Here is a 14,112-nt window from a genome sequence, read left to right on the forward strand (position 1 = left end):
TCCAAGGCCGGCACCGGCTGCGGCTCCTGCGTCAAGGTGCTCGGCCAGCTCGTCACCGCCGAGCTGGAGGCGAGCGGCGTCGAGGTCGACAAGGGCCTGTGCGGCTGCTTCGCGCAGACCCGCGAGGAGCTGTACGAGATCGTCCTCGCCCTGCGGATCACCTCCTACCGGGAGCTGCTCGACCGGTACGGCCGCGAGGAGGCCCGGGGCGGTGAGGGCTGCGAGGTCTGCAAGCCGGCGGTCGGCTCGGTCATCGCCTCGCTGGCCGCCGTGATCGGCGCGAGCGGCTACGTCCTGGAGGGCGAGCAGGCGGCCCTCCAGGACACCAACGACCACTTCCTCGCCAACCTCCAGCGCAACGGCTCCTACTCCGTCGTCCCGCGCATCCCCGGCGGTGAGATCGCGCCGGAGAAGCTCATCGTCATCGGCGAGATCGCCCGCGACTTCGGGCTCTACACGAAGATCACCGGCGGCCAGCGCATCGACATGTTCGGCGCCCGCGTCGAGCAACTGCCGGTCATCTGGGCGCGGTTGGTCGACGCCGGGTTCGAGTCCGGGCACGCGTACGGCAAGTCGCTGCGCACGGTGAAGTCCTGCGTGGGGCAGACCTGGTGCCGGTACGGCGTCCAGGACTCCGTGCGCATGGCGATCGACCTGGAGCTGCGCTACCGGGGGCTCAGGTCCCCGCACAAGCTCAAGTCGGCGGTCTCCGGATGCGCCCGCGAGTGCGCCGAGGCCCAGTCGAAGGACTTCGGCGTCATCGCCACCTCCAACGGCTGGAACCTCTACGTCGGCGGCAACGGCGGCGCCACCCCGCGCCACGCGGACCTCCTCGCGCAGGACCTCTCCGACGCCGAACTGGTCCGCCTCATCGACCGGTTCCTGATGTTCTACATCCGCACCGCCGACAAGCTGGAGCGCACCTCCACCTGGCTGGAGCGGATCCCCGGCGGCCTGGACCACGTCCGGGACGTGGTCGTCCACGACTCCCTCGGCATCTGCGACGAGCTGGAGTCCCTGATGCGGGCGCACGTGTCCCACTACCGCGACGAGTGGGCCGAGACCATCAACGACCCCGAGAAGCTGGCCCGGTTCGTGTCCTTCGTGAACGCGCCCGACGCCCCCGACCCGGTCGTCGGCTTCGTGCCCGAGCGCGACCAGATGAAGCCCGACCTGCCGCTGCTGAGCATCGGCGTGCGGCGCCCCTCGGAAGACGACGTCCTGGAAGGAAGCACCCGGCGATGACCCTGGCACCCGAGACCCCGGCACCCCAGACCCCCGCACCCCAGACCCCCGCACCCGGGACGACCGGCCCGAAGGTCCGGCTGAGGCTGACGGACGACTGGTTCGCGGCCTGCGACCTCGGCGCCCTGCTCCCCGGCCGCGGCGTGGCCGCCCTGCTGCCGGACGGCGGGCAGGTGGCCCTCTTCCGCGACCGCGGCGGCGAGCTGTACGCCATCGACAACCGCGACCCGTTCACCGGCGCGGCCGTCCTCTCCCGCGGCCTGACCGGCAGCCACCGGGGCCGCCCCTTCGTCGCCTCGCCGCTGCTCAAGCAGCGCTTCGACCTCACGACCGGGCAGTGCCTGGACGACGAGACGGTACGGGTGGCGACGTACGAGGTGAAGGCCGCCTGAGCCGATTTCTTGACCGATTGTTCCAGTACGGCCTAGGCTCCATCACGTGGCCAGGACCAAGGAGTTCGATCCGGACGCCGCGTTGTGGGCAGCCCTGGAGCTGTTCTGGCGGCGCGGCTACGAGGCGACGTCGATGTCCGACCTCGTGGAGCACCTCGGCGTCGGACGCGCCAGCCTCTACGCGACCTTCGGCAACAAGCGCGAGCTGTATCTGAAGGCACTGGAGCGCTACGAACAGGGACTGCTCCCGGACCTGCTGACGGACCTGGCCCGGCCGGGCCCCGCCCTGCCGGGCGTACGGTCCCTGGTGCGGCGCTACGCCGCCGAGGCGACCGCCGAGGAGCTGCGGGGACGCGGCTGCTTCGTCACCAACACGGCCGCCGAGCTGGCCCCGCACGATCCGGTCGCCGCACGCCGGGTCGAGCGCAACTGGGACCAGCTCGAAACGGTGCTGCACGCGTCGCTGGTCCGGGCCCGCGCCCAGGGCGAACTGCCCGCCGGCCGCGACCCGCTGACCCTGGCCCGCATGCTGCTCGTGCTGCTCCAGGGGCTGCGGGTGGTCGGCAAGGCGTCGGCGGACCCGGCGCGGGTGCGGGACGCGGCGGAACAGGCACTGGCTCTGCTCGACTGAGACACCCCTCTTCGCGGAGGGGTGTTTCTCCGGCCCTCATAATGAACCGATCGGTCAAGAAAAAGGGGAGTTTCATGACCACCCAGCGCTTCACCGGCAGGACCGCCCTCGTCACCGGCGCCGGCTCCGGCATCGGACGGGCCGTCGCCCTCGCCTTCGCCCGCGAGGGCGCGCACGTCGTGGTCGCCGGGCGCGGACGGGAGCCGCTCGACGAGACGGTGACCCTGATCGAGGAGGCGGGCGGCAAGGCGCTAGCCGTCACCGCCGACGTGTCCCGGGCCGCCGACGTGGTGGCCGTCGTGGAGGCGGCCGTCGAGTGCTTCGGCTCGCTCGACGTGGCCGTCAACAACGCGGGCGTCTTCCGCGGCGGGACCCCCGTGGCCGACCTGCCCGAGGAGGACTGGCACACGCAGCTCGACATCAACGTCACCGGCGTCTTCCACGCCCTGCGGGCCGAGGTCCGCCAGATGCGCACCCAGCCGGCCGGCGGGGCGATCGTGAACATCGCCTCGACCTTCGGCCTGCACAAGCGCAGCCCGGGCGCCACCGCCTACGCCGCCACCAAGGCGGCGGTCTCGGTGCTCACGCGGGGCGCCGCCCTGGACCACATCGCCGACGGCGTCCGCATCAACGCCGTCAGCCCGGGCGCCACGGCGACCAGCATGTCCCTGCGGCCCGGCGAGACGGAGGCGGGCCGGGCCGAGCGCATGCGGGGCGAGACGCCGCTCGGCCGGGTCTCGTCGGTGGAGGAGGTCACCGCGGCGGTGCTGTACCTGGCGTCGGACGACGCGGCGTCGGTGGTGGGCACCGACCTGGTCGTGGACGGCGGCCAGACCGCCTGACGCGCGGGCGGCTACCCCTTCAGGGCGTCGTACGTGACACCCGTCAGCCGCTCGGAGGCGGCCCACAGCCGCTCCCCCATCGCGTCGTCCCGCGTCCGGGGCGCCCGCCAGGACGGCGCGGGCGCCCCGCGCCACATCACGAAGGACGGGCCGGTGAAGGAGTCCGGGGCCACGGCGGGCGCGGTGGCCGCGTACAGGACGGGCAGCGCGCCCGCCTCCGCGGGCTGGGCGACGACCCGGTTGCTGAGCTGCATCAGGTGCTCGGCGAGCCGCCGCCCCTCGGCGCGCGGCCCGGCGGTCTGGAGGTTGGTCTCCGCGTACCCCGGGTGCGCGGCGGCCGCCGTGACGTCCGGGCCGCCGTCCCGGGCCGCCAGCCGGCGCGCGAGCTCGTGCGTGAAGAGCAGGTTGGCGGACTTCGATCGGGCGTAGGCGGTCCACCGCCCGTAGCGCCGCACGTTGTTGAGGTCGCGCGGGTCGATGTCGGCCAGCGCGTGCGCCAGGCTGGAGACGGTGACGATCCGGGCGCCGGGCGCGGCGAGCAGCGCCGGCAGCAGCAGCCCGGTCAGGGCGAAGTGGCCCAGGTGGTTGACGCCGAAGTGCGTCTCGAAGCCGTCCGCCGTGGTGCCGTAGGGCAGGGCCATCACCCCGGCGTTGTTGATGAGCAGGTCGACCCGCTCGTACGGCAGCGCGCTCGCGAACTTCCGCACGGAGCCCAGGTCGCCCAGGTCGAGCCGCGCCAGTTCCACGTCGGCGTCCGGCACTTCGCCGGCCAGCCGGTCCAGGGCCGCCCCGCCCCGCGCCTCGTCGCGGCACGCAAGCACGACCCGCGCCCCCTTGCGCGCCAGCTCCCGGGCGACCACGTAGCCGAGTCCGCTGTTGGCCCCGGTGACGACGGCGGTCCGCCCGCCCTGATCGGGGATGTCGCGCACGCTCCAGCCGGCCATCCACGGCTCCTTCCCGATCTCCCGGACCTCACCTCACCGTACGCGCCGGGAGGCCGGGAGCGGAGAGTTACCGTCCAGTCACGTCACGTTCCCGTCACGGCTCCTCCATATCGCCGCCACACTCCGGTCACCTCACTAGCTTCGTCACCTCCGACACAGCCGCTCCACACCATTCCCGGGACTCTCGATGAACCTGCTCCGCAAGCCGGCCGCCGTGACCGTCGCCGTACTGGCCCTGGCCGCCCTGCCGGCCGTCGCCGAGGCGCACGACGGCACCCACCCCTTCAAGAACTGCACCGAGGCGTACGACGCCGGGTACGCCAACATCAAGGAGGGCGACCCGCACTACGGCGCGCACCTGGACCGGGACAAGGACGGCATCGGCTGCGACAACCCGCCCGCGGGCTTCGTCCCCGCCGGCGACAAGGACACGGGCGCCGGGGAGGAGTCGTCCGGCACCGGCAAGGAAGGCGACCAGACCGGAAACGACCAGGCCGCCGGGAAGCAGGGCACCGACCTCGCCGAGACCGGCGGCGAGGACAGCACCCCGTACATCGCGGCGGCCGGCGGGGCCGTCGTGCTCGCCGGCGGCGGTCTGCTGCTGGCGGTGCGCCGGCGCAAGGACGCCGGCGCCCGCTGACGCGCCCCGCCCGCTCAGCGGCGCGGTTTCGGCGGCTGGAGACTGAACTCCGCGCTGCTCAGCAGCCGCCGCATGGCCAGCGCGATCGGGCGTTCCACGAACCGCTGCGCGACGTACGACAGCAGGATCAGACCCGTCACGGTGACCCCGACGAGCAGCCAGGGGTCGACCCGGTCGCCGAAGTGGTGGGTGACGGTCATGCCGATGACGTCGTGCAGCAGGTAGAGCGGGAAGGTCAGCGTCCCCGCGACCGTCAGCCACCGCCAGCGGATCCGGCTGGTCCAGCCGAGCGCGATCACCGCGATCAGCAGGAAGAACACCGTGATCACCAGGACCAGCCAGCCGCGCCACGGCGCCCAGGTCTCCCAGTTGTTGCGGCCTCCGCGCGGCGCCATCATGAAGTGCAGCGCCAGCAGCCACGACATGGCGACGATGCCCCAGAGCAGCGGCGTCGGCCGGTAGCGGTACATGAGGTAGAAGGCCATGCCCGCGATGAAGAACGGCGCGGACGTCGGGTTCACCAGCAGGGTGAGCAGCGGGATGTGGGCGCTGGGCGCCAGCACCGCGGCGACCGTCCACAGCCCGCAGAAGATGACCACGCGCTGGTAGGTGAGCCCCTTCCACACCACGACCACGAAGGTGAGGTAGAAGCAGAGCTCCGGCCAGAGCGTCCAGTAGACCGAGTCGAGGTTGTCCACCCCGAGCGGCGTCTGAAGCATCGTCAGGTTGGCGAAGAGCACTCGCGGGTTGGGGTGACCGAAGGGGGTGTCGACGAGGTAGATGACGGCCGCCGACACCGCGATCGCCACCCAGTACATGGGGTACAGGCGGGTGACGCGGGAGATGAAGAAGTCGCGCGGGGTGCGGCCCCAGGCGCTCATGCAGATGACGAAGCCGCTGATGAGGAAGAACAGGTCGACACCGAGCCGCCCGAAGGCGAAGTAGCGGTGCGCGTCGGGGAAGGTCTCCTGGTACGGGCGGCCCCAGACGGCGATCATTCCCCAGTGGGTCTGGCCGATGAAGTGGAAGAGCACCACCGCGAGGGCCGCCAGGAACCGCAGCCCGTCCAGCGCGGCGAGCCGGTTGCCGCGGACGACCGGCCCGGCCGGGACGTCCACCTGCGCACCGGCGGCGGGCGGCACTTCCGGCGCCATCACCCCACCGCTGTCGCGCTCGGGGGCCTCGTCGGCCGGCCTTGCCTGCTCCGTCTGGGACATCCGTCCACCATTTCCGGCGTCGTTTTCCTACTGTCAGGGGTGTAGGACCATCGTGCAGATGACCAACGGGTGAACCCGATGGTTGTGGTCCGACTTTGAAAGAAGAGTCACATCCCTGACACAGCCTTCGCACAAGAGACGGCGGAAGCGGACAAACCCGAAGGGCGGCACCCCCGCACAAGGGTGCCGCCCTTTTTCGTGATCCGGAGCCGCCGCCGATCGGTGAGGGTGGTCGGGTGACAGACGGCGGCCCCGGGGCCTTGCGTGCCCCGCGCGGGGTCAGCGGTGGTCGCTGCCCTGCGAGGTGACGGCCGCCCGGCCGGCCTCCAGGCGGGCGACCGGGATGCGGAACGGGGAGCAGGAGACGTAGTCCAGCCCCACCTCGTGGAAGAAGTGGACCGACTCCGGGTCGCCGCCGTGCTCACCGCAGACGCCGAGCTTCAGGTCGGGACGCGTCTCGCGGCCGGCCTTCGCGGCGGCGGCGACGAGCGAGCCCACGCCGTCCTTGTCGATCGTCTCGAACGGGGAGACGCCGAAGATGCCCTTCTCCAGGTACGCCGTGAAGAAGCTGGCCTCCACGTCGTCGCGGGAGAAGCCCCACACGGTCTGGGTCAGGTCGTTGGTGCCGAAGGAGAAGAACTCCGCGGCCTCCGCGATCTGACCCGCGGTCAGCGCGGCGCGCGGCAGCTCGATCATCGTGCCGATCGACAGCTTGAGCTTCGCGCCGGTGGCCGCCTCGACCTCGGCGATGACCTGGTCGGCCTCGTCGCGGACGAGCTCCAGCTCCTGGACGGTGCCCACGAGCGGGATCATGATCTCGGCGCGCGGGTCGCCCTTGGCCGCCTTGCGCTCGGCCGCGGCCTCGGCGATCGCCCGGACCTGCATGGTGAACAGGCCGGGGATGACCAGGCCGAGGCGGACGCCGCGCAGACCCAGCATCGGGTTCTGCTCGTGCAGCCGGTGCACGGCCTGGAGCAGGCGCAGCTCGTTCTCGTGCGGCTCCTGCCGGGACTCGGCGAGGGCGACACGGACCGACAGCTCGGTGATGTCGGGCAGGAACTCGTGCAGCGGCGGGTCGAGCAGGCGGACGGTGACCGGGAGGCCGTCCATCGACTCGAAGAGCTGGACGAAGTCCTGCTTCTGGAGCGGCAGCAGCTCCTTCAGGGACTCCTCGCGCTCGGCCTCCGTGTCGGCCAGGATCAGCCGCTCGACCAGCCCGCGCCGGTCGCCGAGGAACATGTGCTCGGTGCGGCACAGGCCGATGCCCTGGGCGCCGAAGCGGCGGGCGCGCAGCGCGTCCTCGGCGTTGTCGGCGTTGGCGCGCACCCGCAGCCGGCGCTTGCGGTCGGCGAAGGCCATCATGCGGTGCACGGCCTCGACCAGCTCGTCGGCGTCGTCGGCGCCCGGGTGCATGCGGCCCTCGAAGTACTCGACCACGGGGGACGGGACGACCGGGACCTCGCCGAGGTAGACCTTGCCGGAGGAGCCGTCGATGGAGATGACGTCGCCCTCCTCGACCACATGACCGCCCGGGACCGTCATCCGGCGGCGCTTGGTGTCGACCTCCAGCTCCTCGGCGCCGCACACACAGGTCTTGCCCATGCCGCGCGCGACGACGGCCGCGTGGGAGGTCTTGCCGCCGCGCGAGGTGAGGATGCCCTCGGCGGCGATCATGCCGTCCAGGTCGTCCGGGTTGGTCTCGCGGCGGACGAGGATGACCTTCTCACCGGAACGGGACCACTTCACGGCGGTGTACGAGTCGAAGACCGCCTTGCCGACCGCCGCGCCCGGCGAGGCCGCGATGCCCCGGCCGACCTTCTCTACCTTGGCGCTGTCGTCGAAGCGGGGGAACATCAGCTGGGCGAGCTGGGCGCCGTTGACGCGGCTGAGCGCCTCGGCCTCGTCGATCAGGCCCTGGTCCACGAGCTGGGTGGCGATGCGGAAGGCGGCGCCGGCGGTGCGCTTGCCGACCCGGGTCTGGAGCATCCACAGCTGGCCGCGCTCGATCGTGAACTCGATGTCGCACAGGTCCAGGTAGTGGTTCTCCAGCGTCTCCATGATCTGCATCAGCTGGTCGTACGACTTCTTGTCGATCTGCTCCAGCTCCGCGAGCGGCACGGTGTTGCGGATGCCCGCGACCACGTCCTCGCCCTGGGCGTTCTGGAGGTAGTCGCCGTACACGCCCTGCTGGCCGGAGGCGGGGTCGCGGGTGAAGGCGACGCCGGTGCCGGAGTCGGGGCCGAGGTTGCCGAAGACCATGGAGCAGACGTTGACGGCGGTGCCGAGGTCGTGCGGGATGCGCTCCTGGCGGCGGTAGAGCTTGGCGCGGTCGCCGTTCCAGGAGTCGAAGACCGCCTTGATGGCGAGGTCCATCTGCTCACGCGGGTCCTGCGGGAAGTCCCGGCCGGCCTCCTTCTTGACGATCTTCTTGAAGGCGGTGACCAGCTTCTTGAGGTCGGCGGCCTCCAGGTCGGTGTCGACCGTGACCTTCTTGGCCTCCTTGGCCTTCTCCAGCGCCTCCTCGAAGAGGTCGCCGTCGACGCCGAGGACGGTCTTGCCGAACATCTGGATGAGGCGGCGGTAGGAGTCCCACGCGAAGCGGTCGTCGCCGGCCTGCTTGGCCAGGCCCTGCACCGACTTGTCGGAGAGGCCGATGTTGAGGACGGTGTCCATCATGCCGGGCATGGAGAACTTGGCCCCGGAGCGGACCGACACGAGGAGGGGGTCGTCGGCCTGGCCGAGCTTCTTGCCCATCTTCGTCTCGAGGGCGTCGAGGTGCGCACTCACCTCGTCACGCAGTGCCGCCGGCTCCTCGCCGCTGTCGAGGTAGGTCTTGCAGGCCTCGGTGGTGATGGTGAAGCCGGGAGGGACCGGAAGGCCCAGGTTGGTCATCTCGGCGAGGTTGGCGCCCTTGCCTCCGAGGAGGTCCTTGAGGTCTTTGTTTCCCTCGGTGAAGTCGTAGACGAACTTCGTTACGTGGGGATCTTTGTTTTCCGACACGGGTCTCGACTCCTCGAAGACGCGGTGGCTGCCCTGACGGCGAGGAATCTACCCAGATCAAAGGCACCTGGGTACGTCCACTTGCGCGTCATGTGCCTGTAACCACTCGTCCGCCAGCGGATTGAAAGTCAAGGCTTGGCAAGCGAGCAGCCGCCTGTGTTTTCACTTCTTGAACGAATCAACCCCCGTAGACACCCCTAGCCCGCTCGTTTGAGCGCCGTTATCTACGTTTGAGTTCGATCGATGAACGATCAACCCATGGCACTCAGTGCCACAGTTTGGAGAAGTGGAACCGTCCAAGATCCGCTCATCTGAGCGCTCCCTCTATCAGAGGTGGCGAGAATCACGCTGCCACATGCCGCGGGATTTCACCATGCGGACCTCCGCGCGAGCCGGATCGCACCAGGCTGAACGCACCCCGCGCACGGCACGTACGACAGTGCGGCGGACCCGGGCCCCCACACCGGGTCCGCCGTCCACCGGGTTCCACAGGGAAGGACCTTCGGGTGCCTGTCTTCACGCACTTCCGCCGGCCACCGCACACGGCCCCCGACGCCGCCACCGGCACGGACACAGACCCCGCGGAAACGGGAACGGACCCCACGGCGGCACATCCCTTCAGGGCCCGCCTCGCCCACTGGCGTGCCTGGCGCACCCGGCACCCCGGCCCCGCGCGCGTCCTCCGCCGGACCACCACCGTCCTGGCCGCCGTCCTCGTCCTCGCCGCGCTGCTGCTGCCGAACACGTACATCGCCCTGGAGCCGAACCGCTTCACGCAGCTCCCGGCGGAGGCGATCGTCGGCGCCGCCGTCCTGCTCGGCCTGCCGCGCCGGCCCCGGCGGATCGCGGCCGTGCTGTACGGCGGGGGCCTGGGCGTGCTGACCCTGCTGAACCTGCTGGACATGGGCTTCGGCGAGTATCTGGGCCGCGGCTTCAACGTCGTGCTCGACTGGGGGCTGCTGGAGGACGCCCGCAGCTACGTCGAGGACTCGCTGGGCGGCACGGTCGCGGCCCTCGCCGCCTTCGGCGCGATCGCCCTCGCGCTCCTCCTGGTGGCGGGCATGGTCCTGGCGACGGTCCGGCTGGGCGACCTGCTGGCCGGGCACCGGGAGCGGGCGACGCGCGGGGTGCTGGTGGCCGGCACCGTGTGGATCACCTGCTCGATCCTCGGTCTGCACGCCTTCGGCATGCCGCTCGCCTCGGGCCGGGCCGCGTACGCGCTCAGGGCGCAGACCGAGCGGGTGGTGGACACGGTGCGGGACGAGGCCGCGTTCGCCAAGGAGGCGAAGGCCGACTCCTTCGGCGCCACGCCCGGCGAGCAGCTGGTGCCGGACCTGCGCGGCAAGGACGTGATCTTCACCTTCATCGAGAGCTACGGCCGCAGCGCCGTCGAGGACCCGGACATGGCACCCGGCGTGGACCGGACGCTCGACGCGAGCACGGAGGCGCTGGCCGCGGCGGGCTACCGGGCGAAGAGCGGCTGGCTGACCTCACCCACGTACGGCGCCGGCAGCTGGCTGGGCCACTCCACCTTCCTGTCCGGCCTGTGGGTGGACAACCAGCAGCGCTACCGCACTGTGACGTCGGGCGACCACCGCACGCTGACCGCGATGTTCGGCGACACGGGCGCCTGGGACACGGTCGGCATCATGCCCGGCGTGCAGAAGGCCTGGCCGGAGGCGAGGTTCCACGGGCTGGACAAGGTCTACAACGCCTACCAGCTCGGCTACGAGGGCCCGAAGTTCAGCTGGTCGACCATGCCGGACCAGTACGCGCTGGAGGCCTTCCAGCGGCTGGAGCACGGCAGGAAGCGCGACAAGCCGCTGATGGCGGAGATCATCCTGACCTCCAGCCACCAGCCGTGGGCGCCGATCCCGCGGATGGTCGGCTGGGACGAGCTCGGCGACGGTTCGGTGTTCGAGGGCATCGAGGCGGCGGGCGAGAAGTCGAAGGACGTGATCGCCGACTCGAAGAAGTCCCGCGAGGAGTACGGCAAGTCGGTCCAGTACTCGGTCACCTGCCTCACCCAGTGGCTGGAGCGCTACGGCACCGACGACACCGTCCTGGTCTTCCTCGGCGACCACCAGCCGATCGCCCGGGTCAGCGGCCAGGGGGCGAGCCGGGACGTGCCCGTCTCGATCGTCGCGAAGGACCCGAAGGTGCTCGACGCGATCGACGACTGGAACTGGACCGAGGGCCTCCGGCCCGCCCACGACGCCCCGGTCTGGCGGATGAGCTCCTTCCGCGACCGCTTCCTGACGGCGTACGGCTCCACACCGCATCCCAGCCGGTGAAAATGTGCTCGACCGAGGGCCGGTCAGCCGCCGGAGGTGTCCAGTTCCGCGTCCTCGCCGACGCCCGCGCAGTCGTACGGGTCCTTGAGCCAGCCGTCGGGCAGGACCACCCGGTTGTTGCCGGAGGTGCGGCCGCGGGGGCCGTCGGCGCCGGTGGGCCACGGCTGGTCGAGGTCGAGTTCGTCGAGGCCGGCGCGCAGGGCCTCCAGGGACGAGGTGATCGCGAGCCGCTTGCGCATCTCGGAGCCGACCGCGAAGCCCTTGAGGTACCAGGCGACGTGCTTGCGGAAGTCGATCACGCCGCGCGCCTCGTCGCCGATCCACTCCCCCAGCAGCGTGGCGTGCCGGACCATCACGTCCGCCACCTCCCGCAGGGTCGGCCGCACATAGGCGTCCGTACGCCCCTCGAAGGCGGCGACCAGGTCGGCGAACAGCCACGGGCGCCCGAGGCAGCCGCGCCCGACCACGACACCGTCGCAGCCGGTCTCCCGCACCATCCGCAGCGCGTCCTCGGCGCACCAGATGTCGCCGTTGCCGAGCACCGGGATCTCCGGGACGTGCTCCTTGAGGCGGGCGATGGCCTCCCAGTCGGCGGTGCCGCCGTAGTGCTGGGCGGTGGTGCGGCCGTGCAGGGCGACGGCGGTCACGCCCTCCTCGACGGCGATGCGGCCGGCGTCGAGGTAGGTGAGGTGGCCGTCGTCGATGCCCTTGCGCATCTTGATGGTGACGGGCAGGTCACCGGCGCCGCTGACGGCCTCGCGCAGGATCGCCCGGAGCAGGTTGCGCTTGTACGGGAGCGCCGAGCCGCCGCCCTTGCGGGTCACCTTGGGCACCGGGCAGCCGAAGTTCAGGTCGATGTGGTCGGCGAGGCCCTCTTCCGCGATCATGCGGACGGCCTTGCCGACGGTCGCCGGGTCGACGCCGTAGAGCTGGATCGAGCGCGGCGTCTCGGTCGCGTCGAAGTGGATCAGCTGCATGGTCTTCTCGTTGCGCTCGACCAGCGCCCGGGTCGTGATCATCTCGCTCACGAACAGGCCCTTGCCGCCGCTGAACTCCCTGCACAGGGTGCGGAAGGGCGCGTTGGTGATGCCGGCCATCGGCGCCAGCACCACGGGCGGTGCCGCGGTGTGCGGGCCGATCTGCAACGGCGGGTGCGCGGTGGCGGGGGCGGGCGTGGTGGGCGTGGACATTCCCCCATTGTCCCGCACGCGGGGCGGTGCTCGGCGTACCCGGCCGCAAGATCGTGTAACGGTCATTAGTTAACCGCACTATCGAAATGGGCGTACGATGGAGCCCATGCCCGAGCTCTCCCACCGCCGACGTCTGCTCGTGCTCGCGATCTGCTGCATGAGCCTGCTGATCGTGAGCATCGACAACACGATCCTGAACGTGGCCCTGCCCTCCATGCAGCGTGACCTGCACGCGAGCACGTCGGGTCTCCAGTGGGCGGTCGACGCGTACACGCTGGTGCTGGCGGCGCTGCTGATGCTCGCGGGCTCCACGGCCGACCGGATCGGCCGGAAACGGGTCTTCATGACGGGCCTGGTCGTCTTCACCGCCGGCTCGGTGCTGTGCTCGCTGGCCCCGGACCTGTCGTCGCTGGTGGTGTTCCGGATGATGCAGGCGGTGGGCGGTTCGATGCTGAACCCGGTCGCCATGTCGATCATCACCAACACCTTCACCGACTCCCGCGAGCGCGCCCGCGCGATCGGCGTGTGGGGCGCGGTCGTCGGCATCTCGATGGCCGCCGGTCCGCTGGTCGGCGGGCTGCTGGTGGAGTCGGTGGGCTGGCGCTCGATCTTCTGGGTCAACCTGCCGGTGGGCCTCGCCGCGCTGCTGCTCACCCTGCGCTTCGTCCCCGAGTCCCGCGCCCCGAGGGCCCGCCGCCCCGACCCGCTGGGCCAGGTGCTGGTGATCGTGCTGTTCGGCTCCCTGACGTACGCGATCATCGAGGCGCCGAGCGCCGGGTTCACCTCCGTCCTCCCCTACGCCGTCCTCGCCCTCGCCGCGCTGCTCGGCCTGCTGCGCTACGAGCCGCGCCGCGCCGAACCCCTCATCGACCTGCGCTTCTTCCGGTCGGTGCCGTTCAGCGGGGCCACCGTCACGGCGGTCAGTGCCTTCGCCGCGCTGGGCGGCTTCCTGTTCCTGTCCACGCTGTACCTACAGAACGTGCGCGGGCTGAGCGCCCTACACGCCGGTCTGTGGATGCTGCCGATGGCCGTGCCGACCTTCCTGTGCGCCCCGCTGTCCGGGCGGCTGGTCGGCAGCCGGGGGCCGCGGCTGCCGCTGCTGATCGCGGGCGGCGCGCTGACGGTGAGCGGTGTCCTGTTCGCCGCGTTCGAGGCCGAGACGTCGGACGTCACCCTCTTCCTCGGGTACGTCCTGTTCGGCGTCGGCTTCGGCTTCGTCAACGCGCCCATCACCAACACCGCCGTCTCCGGCATGCCCCGCACCCAGGCCGGCGTGGCCGCCGCGGTCGCCTCCACCAGCCGCCAGCTGGGCCAGACCCTGGGCGTCGCGGTGATCGGCGCGGTGCTGGCGGCGGGCGTGGGCTCGTCGTCGTACCGGGACACCTTCGTCTCGGCGGCCCGCCCCGGGTGGTGGATCCTGACGGCCTGCGGCCTGGCGGTCCTGGTCCTCGGCACCCTGACCACGGGCCACTGGGCCCACCGCACGGCAGCCCAAACGGCAGAACACCTGGAAACCCCCGAAGCCAAAGAGGCGGCCCGCTCAGGCGTGTAGGACACGGGGCCCTACACAGCCGACCGCCAGGTCATGCCCTAGGGGCGCGGGGAACTGCGCGACCAGCCCCCACCGGCCGGCACTCGCCCCACAGGCGCGGAGAACTGTGCAGCCAACCCCCACCGCACGCCCCCAGGGGCGCGGGGAACTGCGCGACCAGCCCCC

The 14,112-nt window shown here is 71.3% G+C and carries 11 protein-coding genes; 7 read left to right on the forward strand and 4 right to left on the reverse strand.

Annotated features, from left to right (window positions below):
• The 4 genes from GTW67_RS02460 to GTW67_RS02475 form a co-directional block, all read left to right on the forward strand.
• On the forward strand, positions 1-1,245 hold a 1,245-nt coding region (locus tag GTW67_RS02460; RefSeq protein ID WP_524539735.1), incomplete at its 5' end, for a ferredoxin-like domain-containing protein.
• Complete coding sequence (gene nirD, locus GTW67_RS02465) at positions 1,242-1,637, forward strand: nitrite reductase small subunit NirD (protein WP_161163137.1); 396 nt, start codon at positions 1,242-1,244, stop codon at positions 1,635-1,637. The genes GTW67_RS02460 and nirD, both read left to right, overlap by 4 nt.
• Positions 1,638-1,683: 46 nt before the next feature.
• A complete protein-coding gene (locus GTW67_RS02470; RefSeq protein WP_161163138.1) occupies positions 1,684-2,268 on the forward strand; it encodes a TetR family transcriptional regulator in 585 nt (194 codons plus the stop codon).
• Positions 2,269-2,342: 74 nt separating this feature from the next.
• Entirely contained in the window at positions 2,343-3,110 is a 768-nt protein-coding gene (locus tag GTW67_RS02475; RefSeq protein WP_161163139.1) for an SDR family NAD(P)-dependent oxidoreductase, read from the forward strand.
• Between the two features lie 11 nt (positions 3,111-3,121).
• Here GTW67_RS02475 and GTW67_RS02480 read toward each other — a convergent pair whose 3' ends face one another.
• Complete coding sequence (locus tag GTW67_RS02480; protein WP_161163140.1) at positions 3,122-4,054, reverse strand: oxidoreductase; 933 nt, start codon at positions 4,052-4,054, stop codon at positions 3,122-3,124.
• 187 nt (positions 4,055-4,241) lie between these two features.
• On the opposite strand from GTW67_RS02480, the gene GTW67_RS02485 reads away from it, so the two are divergent.
• On the forward strand, positions 4,242-4,694 hold the full coding sequence (locus GTW67_RS02485; protein WP_161163141.1) for an excalibur calcium-binding domain-containing protein: 453 nt from the start codon (positions 4,242-4,244) through the stop codon (positions 4,692-4,694).
• A 14-nt stretch (positions 4,695-4,708) separates the two neighbouring features.
• Here GTW67_RS02485 and GTW67_RS02490 read toward each other — a convergent pair whose 3' ends face one another.
• Together GTW67_RS02490 and ppdK are read right to left on the reverse strand one after the other, a co-directional pair.
• Complete coding sequence (locus GTW67_RS02490) at positions 4,709-5,911, reverse strand: acyltransferase family protein (RefSeq protein WP_161163142.1); 1,203 nt, start codon at positions 5,909-5,911, stop codon at positions 4,709-4,711.
• Between the two features lie 279 nt (positions 5,912-6,190).
• Complete coding sequence (gene ppdK, locus GTW67_RS02495) at positions 6,191-8,911, reverse strand: pyruvate, phosphate dikinase (RefSeq protein ID WP_161163143.1); 2,721 nt, start codon at positions 8,909-8,911, stop codon at positions 6,191-6,193.
• A gap of 506 nt (positions 8,912-9,417) precedes the next feature.
• Here ppdK and GTW67_RS02500 point away from each other — a divergent pair.
• Complete coding sequence (locus tag GTW67_RS02500) at positions 9,418-11,205, forward strand: alkaline phosphatase family protein (RefSeq protein WP_161163144.1); 1,788 nt, start codon at positions 9,418-9,420, stop codon at positions 11,203-11,205.
• Positions 11,206-11,228: 23 nt separating this feature from the next.
• On the opposite strand, the gene dusB is transcribed toward GTW67_RS02500, so the two are convergent.
• Positions 11,229-12,395, reverse strand: a complete 1,167-nt coding sequence (gene dusB / locus GTW67_RS02505) for a tRNA dihydrouridine synthase DusB (protein ID WP_161163145.1) — start codon at positions 12,393-12,395, stop codon at positions 11,229-11,231.
• 106 nt (positions 12,396-12,501) lie between these two features.
• Between dusB and GTW67_RS02510 the strand changes: the two genes are divergently transcribed.
• The gene (locus tag GTW67_RS02510) at positions 12,502-13,947 is read left to right on the forward strand and encodes an MFS transporter (RefSeq protein WP_161163146.1); all 1,446 of its coding nucleotides are present in this window, start codon (positions 12,502-12,504) and stop codon (positions 13,945-13,947) included.
• Positions 13,948-14,112 lie beyond the last annotated feature (165 nt).

Source organism: Streptomyces sp. SID5910 (assembly GCF_009862125.1).
GTDB lineage: Bacteria > Actinomycetota > Actinomycetes > Streptomycetales > Streptomycetaceae > Streptomyces.